The sequence below is a fragment of the Acinetobacter geminorum genome (assembly GCF_013009345.1).
Taxonomy (GTDB): domain Bacteria; phylum Pseudomonadota; class Gammaproteobacteria; order Pseudomonadales; family Moraxellaceae; genus Acinetobacter; species Acinetobacter geminorum.
Map to the genome: position 1 here is coordinate 35,301 of NZ_JABELE010000018.1, position 17,892 is coordinate 53,192.

The 17,892-nt window shown below is 37.6% G+C and carries 20 protein-coding genes; 6 read left to right on the forward strand and 14 right to left on the reverse strand.

Going from position 1 to position 17,892, the window contains the following annotated elements:
• Positions 1-20 precede the first annotated feature (20 nt).
• The 4 genes from HJG58_RS15695 to HJG58_RS15710 all read right to left on the reverse strand — a co-directional run bounded on the left by HJG58_RS15695 (position 21) and on the right by HJG58_RS15710 (position 3,981).
• Positions 21-1,172 (reverse strand): sterol desaturase family protein, encoded by a 1,152-nt coding sequence (locus HJG58_RS15695; protein WP_170249596.1) that lies wholly within the window; start codon positions 1,170-1,172, stop codon positions 21-23.
• 222 nt (positions 1,173-1,394) lie between these two features.
• Entirely contained in the window at positions 1,395-2,744 is a 1,350-nt protein-coding gene (locus HJG58_RS15700) for a PQQ-dependent sugar dehydrogenase (RefSeq protein ID WP_170249597.1), read from the reverse strand.
• A 69-nt stretch (positions 2,745-2,813) separates the two neighbouring features.
• Complete coding sequence (locus HJG58_RS15705; protein ID WP_170249598.1) at positions 2,814-3,224, reverse strand: PH domain-containing protein; 411 nt, start codon at positions 3,222-3,224, stop codon at positions 2,814-2,816.
• Positions 3,225-3,291: 67 nt separating this feature from the next.
• Positions 3,292-3,981 carry an aspartate/glutamate racemase family protein gene (locus tag HJG58_RS15710; RefSeq protein WP_170249599.1) on the reverse strand — a complete coding sequence of 230 codons (690 nt, stop codon included), beginning with the start codon at positions 3,979-3,981 and terminating at the stop codon, positions 3,292-3,294.
• 137 nt (positions 3,982-4,118) lie between these two features.
• On the opposite strand from HJG58_RS15710, the gene HJG58_RS15715 reads away from it, so the two are divergent.
• The 4 genes from HJG58_RS15715 to HJG58_RS15730 all read left to right on the forward strand — a co-directional run bounded on the left by HJG58_RS15715 (position 4,119) and on the right by HJG58_RS15730 (position 6,533).
• Positions 4,119-4,613, forward strand: coding sequence for a GNAT family N-acetyltransferase (locus HJG58_RS15715; protein ID WP_170249600.1), 495 nt, complete (start codon positions 4,119-4,121; stop codon positions 4,611-4,613).
• A 164-nt stretch (positions 4,614-4,777) separates the two neighbouring features.
• Positions 4,778-5,350, forward strand: a complete 573-nt coding sequence (locus tag HJG58_RS15720) for a nuclear transport factor 2 family protein (RefSeq protein WP_216076594.1) — start codon at positions 4,778-4,780, stop codon at positions 5,348-5,350.
• Positions 5,317-5,811 (forward strand): chalcone isomerase family protein, encoded by a 495-nt coding sequence (locus HJG58_RS15725; RefSeq protein WP_170249601.1) that lies wholly within the window; start codon positions 5,317-5,319, stop codon positions 5,809-5,811. Before HJG58_RS15720 ends, HJG58_RS15725 begins: the two co-directional genes overlap by 34 nt.
• 17 nt (positions 5,812-5,828) lie before the next feature.
• Positions 5,829-6,533, forward strand: coding sequence for a response regulator transcription factor (locus HJG58_RS15730; RefSeq protein ID WP_170249602.1), 705 nt, complete (start codon positions 5,829-5,831; stop codon positions 6,531-6,533).
• Here HJG58_RS15730 and HJG58_RS15735 read toward each other — a convergent pair.
• The 10 genes from HJG58_RS15735 to HJG58_RS15780 all read right to left on the reverse strand — a co-directional run bounded on the left by HJG58_RS15735 (position 6,521) and on the right by HJG58_RS15780 (position 16,836).
• Entirely contained in the window at positions 6,521-7,849 is a 1,329-nt protein-coding gene (locus HJG58_RS15735; protein WP_170249603.1) for a sensor histidine kinase, read from the reverse strand. The two genes, HJG58_RS15730 and HJG58_RS15735, sit on opposite strands and share 13 nt — an antisense overlap.
• A gap of 32 nt (positions 7,850-7,881) precedes the next feature.
• Positions 7,882-8,928 carry an SAM-dependent methyltransferase gene (locus HJG58_RS15740; protein ID WP_170249604.1) on the reverse strand — a complete coding sequence of 349 codons (1,047 nt, stop codon included), beginning with the start codon at positions 8,926-8,928 and terminating at the stop codon, positions 7,882-7,884.
• Positions 8,929-8,936: 8 nt separating this feature from the next.
• Positions 8,937-9,716, reverse strand: coding sequence for a DUF1295 domain-containing protein (locus tag HJG58_RS15745; protein ID WP_170249605.1), 780 nt, complete (start codon positions 9,714-9,716; stop codon positions 8,937-8,939).
• A gap of 29 nt (positions 9,717-9,745) precedes the next feature.
• Positions 9,746-10,945, reverse strand: a complete 1,200-nt coding sequence (locus HJG58_RS15750; protein ID WP_170249606.1) for an SAM-dependent methyltransferase — start codon at positions 10,943-10,945, stop codon at positions 9,746-9,748.
• Positions 10,942-11,733, reverse strand: a complete 792-nt coding sequence (locus HJG58_RS15755; protein ID WP_170249607.1) for a DUF1365 domain-containing protein — start codon at positions 11,731-11,733, stop codon at positions 10,942-10,944. The genes HJG58_RS15750 and HJG58_RS15755 overlap by 4 nt, the downstream gene beginning before the upstream one ends.
• A gap of 21 nt (positions 11,734-11,754) precedes the next feature.
• Complete coding sequence (locus HJG58_RS15760) at positions 11,755-13,017, reverse strand: NAD(P)/FAD-dependent oxidoreductase (protein ID WP_170249608.1); 1,263 nt, start codon at positions 13,015-13,017, stop codon at positions 11,755-11,757.
• On the reverse strand, positions 13,014-13,985 hold the full coding sequence (locus HJG58_RS15765) for an acyl-CoA desaturase (protein WP_170249609.1): 972 nt from the start codon (positions 13,983-13,985) through the stop codon (positions 13,014-13,016). Before HJG58_RS15765 ends, HJG58_RS15760 begins: the two co-directional genes overlap by 4 nt.
• A gap of 119 nt (positions 13,986-14,104) precedes the next feature.
• Entirely contained in the window at positions 14,105-14,668 is a 564-nt protein-coding gene (locus HJG58_RS15770; protein ID WP_002157711.1) for a lipocalin family protein, read from the reverse strand.
• Between the two features lie 96 nt (positions 14,669-14,764).
• Positions 14,765-16,168 carry a heavy metal sensor histidine kinase gene (locus HJG58_RS15775; RefSeq protein ID WP_170249610.1) on the reverse strand — a complete coding sequence of 468 codons (1,404 nt, stop codon included), beginning with the start codon at positions 16,166-16,168 and terminating at the stop codon, positions 14,765-14,767.
• Positions 16,165-16,836: a heavy metal response regulator transcription factor gene (locus HJG58_RS15780; protein ID WP_005123675.1), complete on the reverse strand. Its 672-nt coding sequence runs from the start codon at positions 16,834-16,836 to the stop codon at positions 16,165-16,167. The genes HJG58_RS15775 and HJG58_RS15780 overlap by 4 nt, the downstream gene beginning before the upstream one ends.
• 125 nt (positions 16,837-16,961) lie before the next feature.
• Here HJG58_RS15780 and HJG58_RS15785 point away from each other — a divergent pair, with 125 nt between their 5' ends.
• On the forward strand, positions 16,962-17,429 hold the full coding sequence (locus tag HJG58_RS15785; RefSeq protein ID WP_014207181.1) for a GlcG/HbpS family heme-binding protein: 468 nt from the start codon (positions 16,962-16,964) through the stop codon (positions 17,427-17,429).
• A 10-nt stretch (positions 17,430-17,439) separates the two neighbouring features.
• Positions 17,440-17,841, forward strand: a complete 402-nt coding sequence (gene uraH / locus HJG58_RS15790; RefSeq protein WP_000167346.1) for a hydroxyisourate hydrolase — start codon at positions 17,440-17,442, stop codon at positions 17,839-17,841.
• The last annotated feature ends 51 nt before the right edge of the window (positions 17,842-17,892 follow it).

The window sequence follows — 17,892 nt, forward strand, 5'->3', positions numbered from 1 at the left end:
TATTGAGGCTATTTTTTATTTCATTGTTCACGCCAAGGTTTTAAAAACCGCTTTACATACTTTTTAAATGGCCAGGTAAATTGTTTTATAAAACTATTTGGAATTTTATAACCTACCGTGCCATACACGCTTGCCAGATGATTTGGCATATATACACTTTTGAAGATGACATCATATAGAGGAATAAAAGCAGCGTAATTTTTATCAATCGCAGGTTTTTCTGAAGAGTGATGCCAATGGTGGAATTCTGGTGTAGCGATAATCCAGCGCAAATATGGAAAACGAAAACGCACATTGGAATGAATAAAAATAGCGTGAAATGAAATAAAGATTAAATAAGCAAAAACAGCTGAAGTATGAAAACCTAACAGGAAAATCGGTAAAGTCGCAATAAAACGAGTCATGAGCACTTCAATGACATGCAAACGAGAAGATGCTAACCAATCCATATATTCAGTCGAATGATGAATCGCGTGAAAGCGCCATAAGAAATTAACCTCATGCATGGCACGATGTAACCAATACACCGTAAAATCGACCACAATAAGTAATTCAATAAATTGCAGCCAAATTGGCTGAGATTGTACGTAAGGTACAATTGGATTATCGGGCAAATGTGTAATCCAATATTGAATTGGCATAACCGTTAAAAAGCTGAATAATTGAATCCCAATATGACTGACCATGAAATATTTCATATCGGTCACCCATCCTACTCTTAATATTTTTTGTTCAGGATTCTTAGCAAAAAAGCCTTCAAGTGGAATAAAAATGAACGCTAAAATAAATAAAGTTAGTACAAAATAATCGATACCTGCATAAAACGGTACACTTGGCAAAACGGGTGCTTCAATTACACCACAACCCAAAACCGCTGCCACAAGTGAAAAACACAGCCCGTAAAACCCATATCTGTTTTGACGGATAATGGCACTAAAAGCACCGAAACCAGCACTAATAACAATGCCTGTGATCAGGCCATAATAAAAAAGGTGATAGTGTTTTGCGTAAAGAGGACGGAGTTCTGGAGTGGTTAATATACTGGGAAATAAAAAACATAATGCACCAAATAAGCAAAGTAAGCTGAGTGACATTGAAATAAAGGCGCTAATTTTCCCTAAACCTGCGTTAAGTTCTAAATTTTCAAATTTTGCTCTTAATTGATCGGTCATAATTCATATACAATTCTTATTGTGTATAACGCGAATGCTATCAAAATTTAATTATTAATTGTAAAAAGAAACAGATTTAACTCAGACTAAAAAATAGATAGATAAAGAAAACTAACTAATTCACCAAAGTTCGGGAAAATTAGTTAGTTATTTTAAAATATTTATTTATCTCATACTGTTTAAATAAGATAAAAATAATGAAGTCGTAAAATGAGATTCTAACTATTTATTTTTATATGGAGTCTCATACGTTGTTTCAGCAACTGGTGAAACACGCCAAATCGTATTGCCCACATCATCTGCAACTAACACAGCACCTGAGAAATCAATTGCCACACCTACCGGACGACCATAGGCTTTACCTTTGTCGCTGAGGAATCCAGTCAAAATATCTTGCGGTGGACCTGAGGGTTGTCCACTTCTAAATGGTACAAAAATGACTTTATAACCACTGTGAGGCTTACGGTTCCAAGAACCATGCTGACCAATAAATGCCCCTCCTCTAAATTGTGGCATCAGTTCGGCTGTATAAAATGTGAGGCCTAAAGAAGCTGTATGGTTGCCTAGTGCATAGTCGGGCTTAATTGCACGAGCAACCATTTCCGGATTTTGTGGTTTTACTCGCACATCAACATGTTGACCATAATAGCTGTAAGGCCAACCATAAAAAGCACCGTCTTGAACCGATGTCATATAATCGGGTACTAAGTCACTACCAATTTCATCGCGCTCATTAACCACCGTCCAGAGTTTTCCACTCTGAGGTTGCCAAGCCATACCATTTGGATTACGTAGCCCCGTTGCAAATGGGCGTGACTGACCACTTGCAATATCAAACTCTGTAATTTGTGCGCGACCTTTTTCTTGATCTAGACCATTTTCAGCAACATTACTGTTAGAACCGACAGTAATGTACAGCTTTGTACCTTCGCGATTGGCAATTACATTTTTGGTCCAATGGTGATTTAAAGGGCCACCCGGTAAGTCCAACACTTTAGTTCCACTGGCCGTAATTTGAGTTTCACCTTCCTGATAAGGAAAACGCACCAGTGCATCTGTATTGGCGATATATAAGTTATTACCAACCAATGCCATACCAAATGGAGAATTTAAGTTTTGAAGGAATACCGTTTTCTTATCAGCGACGCCATCTCCATTGGTGTCACGAAGTAAGCTAATACGGTTTGCACTTGGGTGAGATGAGCCTGCACGTCTCATCACAAAAGACATGATTTTACCTTTAATACCTTTGCTGTCTTCTGGTTTAGGCGGAGCATCTGTTTCGGCAACCAATACATCGCCATTTGGTAACACATAAAGCCAACGCGGGTGTTCAAGTCCTTTGGCAAATGCTTTGACCTTTAAACCTTCTGCTGGAGTTGGCATAGCGCCATTTGGCCAACCTTCTGCTGGGGCTATATTAACGGTTGGTAATAGGCTTGTTTTTGGTTCAGGAAGTTTTGGGTCTGGCCCATAACTGTCGATAATTGGATATTGAGAGGATGAAGCACATCCTGCAACAAGAACTACAACTGTAGTGCCAAAAATTGGCAGTAAAAAACGTTTAGTCATGATTTATCACCATTTATTTTTGTCGTCATGGAAATAGCGTAATTTATGTCTGCAATTAAACAAGCAACTTTAATGGAGTCTTTTGTTTATCGCTTGCAAAAAAACTTCTTTATTTTTTGGTGAAATCATAACCGTTGCGATTTTTTCATTTTTTATATAATAAATTTTGAGTCGATCTAGCGATAATGCTGGAGAGGAAAGTGGATTATGAGTAGGTTCTATGCGAGTAATATCATTAATATTAATTTTCCATCGAAACACTAAACTCCTAATAATTAAGGTATTGTTTTCTACTAGATAATAGGTATTAAAGATGGGAAGCCAAATAACCAAAATGACTAAACTATAAATGACGAGGTGAGGAAAATTTGAAGCTAAAGAATAATGATAATTTGCTTCATAAATTTTCATAACGATATTGGCAGTGATCACAACAAATATTAATAAAAGCCACCAATCAATTTTTGATCTAAATTTCAAAAGTTATCCTCCATTTCTATATTAAATTCTAATAATTTATTCATTCTCATTTACTTAGTTTATTTTCTCAAGTTAAGCTAAAACTTACCGCCTCTTTTGCGTGAATAGTGGTGGTATCAAATAAAGGAACCGAGAATTTAAGCTCACCAATTAACATACAAATTTCGGTACAACCTAGGATAATTCCTTGAGCTCCTTCAGCAATGAGCCTCTCTACAATAGCGATGTACTTTTGCTGAGAATTGGGGTTAATCACACCTAAACAAAGTTCTTCATAAATGATGCTATGGACTATTTTTCGGTCGGCTTCATTTGGAATAACCACATCAATTCCATAATCCTGCAATCGAGCTTTATAAAAATCTTGCTCCATTGTAAAAGCTGTCCCTAACAGTGCAACTTTACCAATGTTTTGACTCAAAATTTCTTTTGCTGTTGCATCGGCAATGTGTAAGAAAGGAACGGTAATTGAATCTTCAATCTGTGCAGCAACTTTATGCATGGTGTTGGTACACACTAAAATACACTCTGCCCCTGCTTTTTCTAAATTTAGTGCTTGCTCCGCTAAATATGCACCTGCTTCTTGCCATAGGCCTTTTGCTTGCAAGGCTGCTATTTCTTCAAAATCAACACTATTAATAATGACCTTAGCTGAGTGCAATTTCCCTAATTTACGATGAACCATTTTATTGATTTGTTGATAATAAAGCGCTGTAGATTCCCAACTCATTCCGCCTAATAAACCGATTGTTTTCATTATTGAATCCTTCTATTTATGCAAAACTTATCTATATATCTTATCGGTAAAGCGCAGCTAGAATAAAATTGCTTTCTTTATTGAATTATTATTCATCTTATAAGCTATAATTTTTTAAACTATTTAATAAGACCTCTATGTTAGAAACAGAACGTTTAATTTTACGGCCATTCCTTGAAGAAAACTTACCTATTATGTTGGAGATGTTTCAAGACAAAGATTTTATGGCTTTTTCACCTCATGGTGCCTTATCAACTGAGGCAGCAACTGATCGTTTTTTAGAAATTTTGGAGCACTATAAAAATCATAATTTTGGCAAAATGGCTATCGTCTTAAAAGATACCTATAAAATTATTGGTTATTGTGGTTTTGAAACTTGTGAGGTTGATGGCAAAGCAGAAGCTGAACTAGGTTTTAGACTTATTAAAAGTGAACGAAATAAAGGCTATGTTGTTGAAGCTTCACTTAAATTACTAGAAGACATGCAAAATCGAAACTTCAAGCATGTGATCGCTTTTTCAGAAAAAGATAATTTACCTGCCCACAACTTATTAAATAAACTTGGTTTTGAAAAAACAAACTCATCTAGTTACATGAATATGGATGTTATCTTTTTCAAAAAAGATCTGTAATTTCTTTGATAAAAAATAAAATTACTATAAAAAACTTTAAGTTAGTGAAGATCTATTTGCCTCAAAGAAACCAGCATTAAATCCAAATCATAAATATAAGAATTCACGCAAACTTCACGACCAGCTCTTTAATTTAATCTTATAAAGTTGGCTCGGATATAGACATGAAAATTATAACTACAGCCCTAGGGCTGATTACCTTGATAGGTTTAACAGCGTGTAAAAGTGTGCCTAGCTACTCTGATGACTACGGTAAAGCCGAGCAAAAAATTACTGGAATAGAATTAAATGACCAACAGGCGTTAGATATCGGCAATCGTTTTGTTGCTGCCTTTAATACGCTTGGTACCCCTTCCTTTATAAGCAATGCTGGCAATCTCTACGCTGATCAGCTTTATATTAACGATACACTTTCGCAGTTCTCTCAGAAAAAAGATCTGATTAAGCATTTTGAAGGCATGAATGCCCGAGTGAATAATGTCACGGTAAAACTCATTAGTGCAACTCATCACCAAGATACAGCCTATATCCATTGGTACATGACCTATGACTTTAAAATGCTAGGTCGTTCAAAAACCATGACTTCTTATGGAATTAGTCAGATTAAGATTAATGAACAACAAAAAATTATTTTCCAGCAAGATTATTGGGATCCAGCGAATGGCCTTTACCGTTCTTTACCCATATTTGGAGGAGTATATAAATGGATATTGCCGTTCAAAAAAGTCGAATCTTGATATTTTTAGGAATCTTAATCGTATCTCAAGCTAACGCGGCTGAACTGAAAAAATGTAGTTCAGCACCTTTGATGGTCACGAGTAAGAAAGTGGGAAATGTCAGTTACTTTGCTGAAGATTGCTTAAAAAATTGGCAGAGTCAAAGCATCAAAATGGACTTTAGCTATAACCGCGATATTCCCGAGTGGGCTTTTAAACGTGCAGCAACCCATTATTTGAAAAAGAATATTAGTGGATTTGATGCAAAATCTCCGCTTAATCATATTAATGAACTTTATAGACCCATCAAAAATGGAGACTTATATAGTTTGTATTACCAACATGAAAATCAAAAACTAGAACTAAAATTAAACCAGAAGCTACTCGGTTCTTTAAACAATCCGAATGCAAATCAATATTTTAAAATCTGGTTTGGTAGTGAACCATTTAATGCTAAATTAAAACAACAATTATTAAATTAATGGCTTAATAAAATCTTATGGGTAATCATTTTATCCTCATGGTTGAGGACCATTTTGAACTTGCAGCAACCGTCTGCGAATTTCTTGAAGTGCATGGTTATATCATCGATCATGCGCGTAATTTAGATGCTGCACGGACTTTTCTCAAATCGCAGCATTATCATCTTTTGCTGCTCGATATAAACTTACCCGACGGCTCAGGTTATGACCTATGTAACTGGCTACGCACCGAACAAGGCGTTGATATTCCAGTCCTTATGCTGACAGCAAGAGATACTTTAGATGACAAACTTAAAGGTTTTACCGCTGGAACAGATGATTATTTAGTAAAACCCTTTGATTTTAACGAACTAGTGATGCGGATTCGTGCATTAATTAAAAGAGCAGCTGGCGAAGTTACTCATCATAAAATTCAGATTCATGACTTAATTCTTGATAGCGCAACCCAAACAGTTATTCGTGCCGGAAATAATATCGAATTGCCGCCTATTCAATTTAAATTATTAAAAATTTTGATGCGCCAGTCTCCAAAAGTAGTGACTAAGCAAGAACTGATGATGGAATTATGGGGAGACGAAGAACCTGAAAGCGATGCGTTACGCAGTCACATCTATAACCTAAGAAAAATGGTTGATAAACCTTTTGATCCTAAACTATTACATACAGTAGCAGGTGTCGGTTTAAAAATTGCTTTGGAAGATTCCGCGACTCAACTTAAATAGACTACAACAATTAAGCCTGTGGTTGGCTCCAAATCGAGTTCAGGATGAGTGGTTAAATAGTACTGCCGATCAAACAGCTCAACTCGCCATCCTAATTGCTTGCAAAGCTTTTGTACCAATTGCAAACCAATGCCATGACCTTTAGCCTTTATGGAAAGTTGTGTGTCGCTGAGCTCTTGCACCTTTACATCGTTAGGTAAAGAAATTCCAATTCCGTTATCTGCAATAATCAGGCTGTTTTTTTGTTGAATAATGTCGATTTGTGAACCTTGAGAATAGTTAAGCGCATTACGTAAAATATTGCTTAAAACCATTTGAGTCATAGAAGGATATAACCAGCGTGGCTGTTCAGCTGAGTTTGGATGAATACTAATATGTATTCCTTTACTCACACTCATCACTTCTAAACTTTCAACTAAATCCCTTACTGTTTTGGATAATAAATTTTTCTCAGATGGCAAGCTCTGTACCGTATTACGTGCAATCGCAAGTAAGGTATCAACGAGCAGCTGCATATCTTCAATTGTGTTATGAAGACGGACTAAAGATTTATCGTCTCCATATTTCGCCTGACACAGTTGCACATTACCTTTCAAAATGGTGAGTGGAGTGCGTAACTCATGACTCACATCTCCAGTAAATTCTCTTTCGCGTCGAATAAAATCACTTAAAACCTGATGATATTTTTCTAAAGCTTGTTTGAGATATTCGGCTTCCATGTTGCCATTGGTATTAATATCTCTAAAAGGAGATGCCTGAGTATCTTGATGTGCCCAATCGATATTTTCTAAAGCATTCGCCAAACGTGTAATTGGAGAAAAATAGCGTCTTGCTCTTCGGTTTGACCACCACAAAAAGCTATATAGAACAGATAAGCTGAACATGAGGGGAGCAAGACCAAATAACCAGATCAGTTTATTAACATTACTTTCGCCAAATACCAATAGAACATGCTGACCATTACGCTCACCATAGACCGTCATTCGCTCTTTACCATCAACGAATACTCGGTGCACGCCACTTTCTAAATGCATGCCCCGAAAAGGTTGAGGCGCGACCTGTGTATTCCACCGATATCCATATAAATTTTTAGTATCTGGTAAATCAGCATTTGGATTACGTTCTATGCGTAACCAGTAATGCTCCATTTCCTGTTCTAAAGCGGTTTTAAGTAAAGAGCCTTTAATTACCCAAGCACTACAAGCCAACCCGACCACGATCGATAATGCAATCAGACCAATCTGCAACCAGTAATATCGGTTGAACATTTGGGCTAATGGATGACTCGCTTTGCCATCATGTCGAGTTTTTATCATATCTTTATCGCCGGGATAGGCTATAGAAATTACTATGATCGCTTTTTAAATAAAAAGTGACCAATGACCCATTCTTGACCTTGCTCAAAACCAAATAACTCAGCACAAGCCATGAAGAAAATACGCCAGCGTTGCCACCAAATATTGGCATCTTTTCCATAGATTTTTTTAAACAGTGGCTTCAGTTCGACTTCTTGGTTATCCATGTTATCAAGCCAAGCATTTGCCGTTCTCATATAGTGCTCACCCGACCACTGCCACTGTTGAGCCAATTCTAAATGCTCTTGAAAATGCAAAAAAGTTGACGTCGCAGGCATTAAACCGCCAGTAAAGAAATACTTGGACATCCAATCATAATCTGATTTTACTTCAAAAGGATAATGTAAAAAGCGATGGCAAAAAATATGACACCAAAGTAGACCATCTGCCTTCAACCATCCCTGAATTTTCTCAAAAAGACGTTGATAGTTACGAACGTGTTCAAACATTTCAACCGATACAACCCGATCAAACTGATCTTGGTCTAATTCGAGCACATTCACATCACATGTGACCACTTCAAGATTCGTTAAACCCTTCAACTTTGCTTGCCCAAGAATATGCTTTTTCTGGGTTGCAGAGTTTGAAACAGCAGTAATCTGTGAGCGTGGATAGTTTTCTGCCATCCACAAAGTTAAAGAACCCCAGCCACAGCCTAACTCTAAAATATGTTGGCCGTTTTTAAGTTGTGCTCTTTCACAGTAAAGCTGAAGTGCGAGCTCCTCTGCCTGATCTAAAGTTGTTGTTTTAGTTGGAAAATAGCAAGCACTGTATTTGAGTCTTTTTCCAAGCACTGCCTGAAAAAACTCGGTCGGCAATTCATAGTGCTGCTCATTTGCCTTGTCCGTTTCAACGGCGATTTCGCTCCGTTTCAGCATATTAAGCACATCCATATAGCGCTGTGCCCATTGTTCAGGGTCATAACGCCCTTCTTGAATTAAGCGCTTTTTACTTAAAGCACGAATTGCAGCTCGAATGGCATGATCTGGAATCACACCACTTTCAACAATTTTCAAAGACTGATGAACAATAAAATCCATATGCGCACCTATTTTTTGGGTTTTCGCGGAATAAACATTGATGTTTTTTGTTGATAATCAAGATAATTTTGACCGCGACTTTTAATTGCTTGTTTTTCACTAAATGGAATACCCGTGACGTAATATAAAAATAGCCACATCAGTAACGGATAAATCCACAATACATATTGGCCTGCCGCTAAACCAATAATTGGATAGGCAAACCAGTGTAACCATTCAAAAAAATAATTGGGGTGACGTGAATAACGCCATAAACCCTGATCCATCGTTTTGCCATGATGATCTGGATTTAATTTAAATCGGTATAATTGCTGATCAGCGAGTTGTTCTCCAATGAAAGCAATTGCCATGATGACAGCTGCAATTACTAAAGCGACTTTATATCCACTATTCCATTCAGTTGCCTCTACATTGAGGAGCGTCCACATCGGCAAAAAGAACAAAAGCACTAAAAGTGTTTGAAAGATAAAAAATAATAAAAAGCCAATATGCTGAAACTTACCCATCGCTTTACGCATGCTCGCGTAACGGCCATCTTCTTTTTGTTCAGATTGATAACGTCTTAACAGATGCCAAAATAATCTTAAAAACCATAAGCCGCTAAAAATACCGATAAAAAGACGCACTTCAACTGGGGCAACTGAAATGAGTAAAGAAGACACAATAATGTTTACTGCCAGACAGAAACTCCATGCAGCATCTACAATTCCAACTCGGCCATTTATAGTGGCAAGTAGCCAGCTCAGCAACATGATCATTAAATCTAGAATCAGTAAATTCCAAAACATGAGCAGTCTCCTTACTTGAGCTGTTTGATTTAGTAACTGGTACTTTCAAACAACAAGTGAACATTGCTTATCACGCCTTCTTTAAAACCGCCTTCGCAATAACATAAATAGAAATCCCACATCCGAATGAAGTTTTCATCGAAACCTAGAGCCAATACTTGTTCCCGCGCTGCTAAAAAACGCGCTCGCCAGTGATGAAGTGTTTGTGCATAACTTAAACCAATATCATTTAAATTTTTTAACCTTAAACCACTCTCAGAGGCGGTTTGAGTTAATACACTTATGCTAGGAATAAAGCTACCAGGGAAAATATAGCGCTTAATATAATCAACTGTATTTAATGCTTTTTTATACCGGAAATCTTCAATAGTAATGGCTTGAATAAATGCCAACCCTTTCGGTTTTAATAGTGCTTTACATTGATCAAAGTATGTCGATAAATATTGCGCCCCAACCGCCTCAACCATTTCAATTGAAACCAGCTTATCGAATTTACCTTCGAGCAAACGGTAGTCTTTAAGTTGCACATCAATTCGATGTGCCAAGCCAGCTTCATTTACACGAGTAACGGCTTCATCATATTGAGCTTGTGAAATGGTAATGGTGGTTACTCTACAGCCATAATGTTGAGCTGCATAAATTGCAAAACCACCCCACCCACTTCCAATTTCAACCAAATGATCTAGTGGTTTTAAATCTAACTTTTTACAAATGATCTCTTTTTTTAAATCAGATGCTTCTTCGAGGGTCATGTTTTCATTTTCAAAAACGGCGCTCGAATACATTAAAGACGGATCTAAAAATAATTTAAAAAAGTCGTTGCTTAAGTCGTAGTGCTCGGCAATATTTTTACGGCTACCAGTTATAGAATTCTTTCGATTTTGATACCAAGCTTTAAGAAAAAACTGGCTCGCTTGGGCAATAACATTCTGGTTGATTTTGTCCAATACAGCTCGGTTACGTGCCAAGATCTGAATCAACTCGACAAGGTGCTCGCTGCTCCAGTCACCACGAATGTAGCCTTCTGCTGCTCCCAAAACACCATTTTTTAAAATAAGATCCATCAATAAAGGATTGCGAACTTCAATCACAGCATGTAAGTCTGAAACTTCACCGACCGTCCCATTCCACGCGCCCTGAAAAGTGATCTGTCCATGACGTAGTTTGAGAAGACTCTTGAGCAGTAACGGTAGTGAGTCATCTTCACCATAAAGAAATGTTTTTATCATGTCTTATCTACCTTGATCTTTTTAGGATGACGATAAAATGGAACTTTTTTTCGCCACAACTTAAATGCCTCTAAATATATTGAAAACAACATTTTAAAAGGCGCTAGGCTGTTTATAAGAGCATATCGATATTGCTGTGAAGGAAATGTGATGGGCACAAGTTCAAAGCGCATAGTGGCATCAAAGACTTGTTTTTGCTCTTCAAAAAGCTGCATGTGAATGACATTCTGCTGATCTGAAAAACTAAATCGCCAATGGTAAGTCAACTGCATGGGCATGAACGGCGAAACATGAAATGATTTTTCAAAGTTAAAATCAAAACTCTGATAATCACCCACCTGACTTTGTTGTTTTATACAGTCATGTATATAGACTTTTCGTTCATTCCACGGGGTATTGGTGATTTCACTAAGAATAAATAACGGTTTTCCGGCTTTATTTAAAACAAAATAAAATACGACCGAATTAAACCGAAAACCTAAACAACGAGGCAAAGCCAAGACTCGGATTTCCCAGTCTGGCCGAAGATGTAAGTGATTATTTTGCAGTATCGCTTTCTCTACTCTGTCTCTTATAGAACCGTGATACATGTTTAAAAAATCATTTTTAGATAGCTTTAATACATTCCAATGATCCGTCGACCAGAGTGAACAATCTTTTGTGATATCAACTAATTGATCTGGATCGAACCATAAATAATTTAAGGTCGATGTAAACTCATGCGGTTTAGGGCTATAACGCCGATGACGAATAAGCGCAGGAGCGATAGCAAGTTTATTTAATAACATTTGAAAGCTCCTTATTTATTCTTATAACGCTAAGAGTTGCTCAACAACTCGTGCTGCACTGCGGGCACCGTCTTCATGAAAGCCCCAGCCCCAATATGCTCCACAAAATGAAGTACGATTTTGCCCATTAATTTCGTGCCAACGAGATTGAGCTTGAATCGCTTTTGCATCAAATACGGGATGCCGGTATTGCCGCTCAACCAAGATGTCTTCGGCTTTGATTTTCATATTCGGATTTAAAGTAGAAAAAATTTGCGTAGCGCAGGATAAATTCTGCAAATTGTTCATCCAGTAGGTAAAACCATAATGTATGTCGGACTCATCGTTTTGAACTTGAGAAATTGGTGTTACATGTACATGCCAGCTTGCCCACTGCAAACGGCTTTTAGGCATAATTGAAAGATCACGATGGACGACCATTCGATTATCTTGATAACCAAATTGGCTTAATATTTCTTGTTCAAGTTCTGACGCATCTTTAATTAAATTTAGGCTATCGTCAGCGTGGCTTGCAAGAATCACCCAGTCATATTGGGCTTGCCCTTCAACGGTTTCGATCAACACAGTTTCTGGTGAACGACTCACAGCTTTTACTTCTGCAAATTTCCACTCAATGGATCGGCATTTCTTTTGAATAGCACGAATATAGCTTGCCGAACCATGTTTAACTGTTTGCCATTGTGGGCGGTCTTTTAACTGCAACATGCGGTGATGTTGAAAAAAGCTCACCACAAATCGATATGGAATTTGTCCTACTTTCTCAACAGGTGCCGACCATAAGGCACCGCACATCGGATAAAGATGTTCATAACGGAACTCATGACTATATTTGTGAAAGTCCAAATACTCTTCAATCGATAAATTAGGATCAATATCTGCCACATCTATATCTTTATTGTCATCATAAAAACGCAGCAAATCTGAGAGCATTTGCAGAAATTTTCGGTTTAAAAAGTTTTGCGGACGGGCAAAGAGCGACCATTTTTTTGAAGGGTTATATTGAAGTCCACTGACCAGATTATTCACAGAAAAACTCATATCGCTGCTTTGAGTTTCTACGCCTAATTTTTTAAGCATGTTGGTAAATAACGGATAGTTATAGTCATTAAACACAATAAAACCACTATCTACCGCGACTTTAGTGCCTTCTATCTCTAGCTCGTGAGTGTCAGTATGACCGCCAAAATAATTATTTTTTTCATACACAGTGACTTGATGTTGTTCTGACAATCTCCAAGCTGCGTAAAGTCCAGATATACCCGAACCAATAATGGCAATTTTCATAACACTTCACCGTTTTCAATTTTTTCTACCGATAGGTTTTTAATCTTTTTATATTGATAAACCTTGTCTGGTACTGGCTTTAGCCCCCACACCAAACCAAATAAAGACATCAGTTTGAGCACATAAAAAGTGATATCAATCTGCCACCAATAAAAACCTTGTCGCACACTGCCTGCGTAAAAATGATGGTTGTTGTGCCATCCTTCACCCAAGGTAATTAAAGAAAGTAGGAAGTTATTACGGCTATCATCTGGGGTGTTAAACTCACGTGAACCATAACGATGAGCGAGTGAATTAATACACAAGGTTGCATGTGTTAATAGAACAGTGGAAATCACAAATCCCCACACTAAAAGTTGTAAGCCATTGGTGCCCAACTCAGGGAAATGTTGTGCAAGCCACGAACCTAAACCATAAATTGCTAAGGCCGTCAAAATCACAATAGGCAAACTAAATCGATCTAGCCAAATTAGCTCTGGATATTTCAACCAGTCTTTAATGACTTTTTTTCGAGTAGCAAAATTTTGCTCATTTAAAAACCAGCCTACATGCGAATACCAAAAGCCTGCTTTTGCTGAATGCGGGTCCTGATCGGTGTCGGTAAAGTGATGGTGATAACGGTGATGGGCTGCCCACCATAAAGGTCCGCGCTGCGCACTCATGGTTCCGATCAGTACAAAAATGAATTGAACAATACGTGATGTCTGAAAAGTTTTATGCGAAAGATAGCGGTGGAAAAAAGCAGTAATTGCAAACATGCGAAGAAAATAAAACCCCAGCATGAAGATCACAGCAAACCAAGATACGCCCACCCAAAATGCAGCTAAACAAGCGATATGTAATAAAATAAAAGGAATAATTCTTAACCATTGAATTTTCTTTTCAATGACATATTCGCTAGAAGCACCCACTTGCGCATTTTCTGAATCTGACCAGCTATCGATCCAGCGCAGAAAAAATTTAGACATTGATTCTTCCTGATCTAAAGCATTTCTTTTGGTTCTAATTTAGAAAATGCGCAATGAATTTTATGTGAAGTTCACTCGGTTACGAGATAAATATAAGCATCTACGCAACCAGCATTTCACTATTTAGACTGTGTTGTTTTAACGAGTTTAGAAACGTCGTAGCCATAGCTTTTTGCGGTTTGCAGATAAGATTGATATGTCGCCTCATCAAGTTGAGGGCTACGAGAAAGAATCCATAAATATTTATGGCTTGGGCCACCCACTAAAGCGACCTGATAATTTGGGTCAACTCTTAAAACCCAGTAATCGCCTTTTGTAAAAGGAATCCATCTAAGACCAGAAGGTAAAAAGCTCACCTTCAATTTACTGTTGCCTTCATTTTGCGGATAAGCAACTCCTTCAGATGAGATCATTTCGCCTTTTTTTGTCGTACAGCTATTTAAAACACCAACGGTTTTGTCCGCGTTAATAGAATAGTTTGCAGTTGTATTGGCTACACAATTACGCTGAAAAAACATCGGTAAATGCGCAATTTCATACCACTTACCTGCGTATTTATTAATATCAATAGAATCAACAGCGACAGGTTTAGTATTGGTGTCTGCAAAGGTGCTCAAAGGAAGCATTAAACTGACCGCTGCAAGGCTACTGCTGATGATGAGTGACTTAAATAATAATTTCATGATTGCCCTCTTCTGTTTATTTCATACGTTTAAACATACGTCAGAGGGCTGTGAACAAAGTGTGAATTCTAAAAATTAAGCAACATTAATAAGGATTTAATTGTATTTCTTTAGAGCATCTGCAACTGGAAAATCAAGCTCAAAGCACACACCCTCAACCGTGTTATAAACTCGATAGCGGCCATGATGTAGATCCATAATTGAAGCAACAATCGACAAACCTAATCCACCTGTTTGATTCTCATCACTTCGACTTGAATGGCATTGGTAAAATCTTTCAAAAAGATGCTCAAGTTGATGTTCAGCAATTGAAACCCCACCAGTTACCACAGTCAAACTCACCCATTGCTTATGCTCAATCATCTTATGTTTTGTTGCGATATAAATAGTTCGCTTGTCACCACCGTGAACCAACGCATTTAAAATCAGGTTGTAAACGGCTCTTTGAAAAAGCTCAGGATCTGCAAATAATGTTTGAGCTTCTAAGTTAAAACTAAAATGACAGTCTTGTTCCTCGGCCTGATATTCAAAAATCTGGCATAACCTATCAATAACATCTTGGATATTTATTTCTTGTTTATTTACAAGCACCATTTTCTGATCGGCTCTTGCCAAGAAAAGCATGCTATCAATCATGCGTTTTAATCTGTGGTAGTCATCTAAATGAGACACCAGCAAATCTTCATATTGCTCAACCGAACGTTCGCCAGTTAAAGCAATCTCGGTTTGCCCAATCAGATTATTTAAAGGTGTGCGGAACTCATGTGCGATATCTTCAGAAAAACGGTTGAGCTGTGTATAGCCTTTTTCGATACGCTCAAGCATGTGGTTTATATCTTTTGAAAGCAGATCAACTTCTAAAGGTGAATTGGGGAGGTTTAACCGTTTCTGTAGCTGATTTACGTTAATAGAATGAGTTTGCTTGCGAAGCTGTTGTAGCGACTTTAAACCTAAATGACACACTAAAATGCAAAGCACAAAGATCGCAAACACGCCCCCGACCACATACATCAAGAGACTTTCTTGAAAAGGTAAAAGAATATTGATACGTTCTGACCACTGTTTACCCGCAATGAGTAGATAAGGCTCGTCATTAATTTTTATGGTTTTCCAAGCAATTCGCGTTGGATATGAGTTGTTCACTAAATCTTGAAATTGAAGACTATCGCGCTTTGCAAGTTCAGGCAGTTGAATGTGGAGCGGATTGATATTAATTAAACTTTTGCCTTTATGAATAAGCAGAAATAAGTTGTCTTGATTGCCAAGCATGTTTTGATACAGCTTAGGCCGCGCAATAATTTGCTCTACATTTTCGCTATCTTGCAGCAAAATTTCCAAACGATTAATTCTGTCTGCTAAAGCTTTATCTTGCTGCTTCAATAAAATTTGATTAATGCCTAAATAGGTCATAAAGCCGACGGAACATAAAATTAAGGCAGAACAAAGCGTGACCAGTAATGTAATACGGACTTCAAGAGAACGTAGAAGTTTAAAGTTCATAAGCTAACCGAAATTTTATAGCCCAAGCCACGTATGGTATGAATGAGTTTTAGCTCATATCCCTCATCAATTTTGCTTCGTAAACGGCGTACTGCAACGTCAATAAAGTTAGTATCAGTGTCAAAGTTAATGTTCCAAACTTCGGAACCAATTTGTCTGCGTGTCACGATTTGTTCTTTGTTGAGCAAAAGATAACGCAACAAATTAAATTCGGTTTTACTCAGCTCAATTAAGTTGCCACTACGCCAAACTTTATGGCTAACCACATCCATCTTTAAATCACTAATAGACAGCTCGTTTTCTTGCAGATATTGCTGTCGTCTTAACAGGCTTTTAATGCGTGCCAATAGTTCAATATAGGAAAAAGGCTTAGCCAAGTAATCATCTGCACCCAACTCTAACCCTTTCACTCTATCCATAACCTGATCTTTCGCCGTTAAGAAAATCACCGGAATTTTTGAAAACTGGCGTAGGACCTGTAATACGCTCCAGCCGTCTATGTCCGGCAACATGACGTCAAGAATAAGCAAGTCATATTGATCTCTCTTTAGCATTTCCAAACCTTGCAGCCCTAAGTGAACGCACTCCGCTTGATATCCAGACTCTTTTAATCCTTTGACCAAATAAGTGGCGATCTTGATCTCGTCTTCAATAATAAGGATACGCATTTTGTAGAGACTCATTTGAAAGATGACAACTTTGTAATGTGATTGTCATGCTTGAAATTAAGCAATTTGTTTAAGATTTTCAAAGCGACTTAGAGGCAATCATTATGAAAAAATTGAACTGGCTGATGTTAGCAGCCGTGCTATTTGGTAATAGTACTTTTGCACAGCCCCCTGCTTTGAATCAAGTTTATTCATTAGATCTCAAAACTGCCCACCTGTTAGCCGACAGTGCGAAAGAGGCATGTAAAAAACTAAACCAAAATATTGCGGTTGTTGTTGTAGATCGTGGCGGTAATCCATTAACTGCCGAACGGCATGAGCTGGTGGGTCCGCATAATTTAATGGCTGCCGAGAAAAAAGCCTATACCGCGTTATCTACCAAAACATCGACCTTAGTTTTAAGCCAAAACAGTAATCAAAACCCCGATGCAAAAAATTTAACTACCGTAGCAAATTTACTTTTGTTAGGCGGTGGCGTACCTGTTCGTTTTGAGAACCAAGTGATCGGAGCCATTGGGGTTGCGGGTGCTGGCGGCGCACAAAATGACAATCAATGTGCAAGCAAAGCCATTGAAACCGTTTTTCATTCATAAGGAGTTCATCATGACTAAATCATTTATTGCTTTATCTTCGTTATTTATAGCTTCGGCTACATTTGCACAAACTAATCCGCTAAGTGTGCACGTGTTAAATCTAGAAACGGGTTTACCCTCTTCTCAGGTTGAAGTCGTTTTAGAGAAAAACACCAATAACCAATGGGTTAAACTCAACCAGCAAGTGACCGATTCAAATGGTCGTATTACTGCGCTCTATCCAGAAAATAAAAAACTAGAGCAAGGTATTTATAAAGTTACTTTTAAAACAGAAGACTGGTTTAAGAAGAACAAACAACAAACTTTTTTTGCCGAGGTTCCAGTAATTTTTAAAGTCGATGGAAGCGTAAATCACTACCATATTCCATTACTACTTAGCCCTTACGGTTATTCAACCTATAGAGGCAACTAAAATAAAAAACCCCTTTATCTGTTGTGCACAAGTAAAGGGGTTGATTAAAAA

Coding starts and splice junctions, on each gene's coding strand:
- HJG58_RS15695 (WP_170249596.1), bottom strand. CDS start 1,172: ATGACCGATCAATTAAGAGCAAAATTTGAAAATTTAGAACTTAACGCA.
- HJG58_RS15700 (WP_170249597.1), bottom strand. CDS start 2,744: ATGACTAAACGTTTTTTACTGCCAATTTTTGGCACTACAGTTGTAGTT.
- HJG58_RS15710 (WP_170249599.1), bottom strand. CDS start 3,981: ATGAAAACAATCGGTTTATTAGGCGGAATGAGTTGGGAATCTACAGCG.
- HJG58_RS15715 (WP_170249600.1), top strand. CDS start 4,119: ATGTTAGAAACAGAACGTTTAATTTTACGGCCATTCCTTGAAGAAAAC.
- HJG58_RS15720 (WP_216076594.1), top strand. CDS start 4,778: ATGAAAATTATAACTACAGCCCTAGGGCTGATTACCTTGATAGGTTTA.
- HJG58_RS15725 (WP_170249601.1), top strand. CDS start 5,317: ATGGATATTGCCGTTCAAAAAAGTCGAATCTTGATATTTTTAGGAATC.
- HJG58_RS15730 (WP_170249602.1), top strand. CDS start 5,829: ATGGGTAATCATTTTATCCTCATGGTTGAGGACCATTTTGAACTTGCA.
- HJG58_RS15735 (WP_170249603.1), bottom strand. CDS start 7,849: ATGATAAAAACTCGACATGATGGCAAAGCGAGTCATCCATTAGCCCAA.
- HJG58_RS15740 (WP_170249604.1), bottom strand. CDS start 8,928: ATGGATTTTATTGTTCATCAGTCTTTGAAAATTGTTGAAAGTGGTGTG.
- HJG58_RS15745 (WP_170249605.1), bottom strand. CDS start 9,716: ATGTTTTGGAATTTACTGATTCTAGATTTAATGATCATGTTGCTGAGC.
- HJG58_RS15750 (WP_170249606.1), bottom strand. CDS start 10,945: ATGATAAAAACATTTCTTTATGGTGAAGATGACTCACTACCGTTACTG.
- HJG58_RS15755 (WP_170249607.1), bottom strand. CDS start 11,733: ATGTTATTAAATAAACTTGCTATCGCTCCTGCGCTTATTCGTCATCGG.
- HJG58_RS15760 (WP_170249608.1), bottom strand. CDS start 13,017: ATGAAAATTGCCATTATTGGTTCGGGTATATCTGGACTTTACGCAGCT.
- HJG58_RS15765 (WP_170249609.1), bottom strand. CDS start 13,985: ATGTCTAAATTTTTTCTGCGCTGGATCGATAGCTGGTCAGATTCAGAA.
- HJG58_RS15770 (WP_002157711.1), bottom strand. CDS start 14,668: ATGAAATTATTATTTAAGTCACTCATCATCAGCAGTAGCCTTGCAGCG.
- HJG58_RS15775 (WP_170249610.1), bottom strand. CDS start 16,168: ATGAACTTTAAACTTCTACGTTCTCTTGAAGTCCGTATTACATTACTG.
- HJG58_RS15780 (WP_005123675.1), bottom strand. CDS start 16,836: ATGCGTATCCTTATTATTGAAGACGAGATCAAGATCGCCACTTATTTG.
- HJG58_RS15785 (WP_014207181.1), top strand. CDS start 16,962: ATGTTAGCAGCCGTGCTATTTGGTAATAGTACTTTTGCACAGCCCCCT.
- uraH (WP_000167346.1), top strand. CDS start 17,440: ATGACTAAATCATTTATTGCTTTATCTTCGTTATTTATAGCTTCGGCT.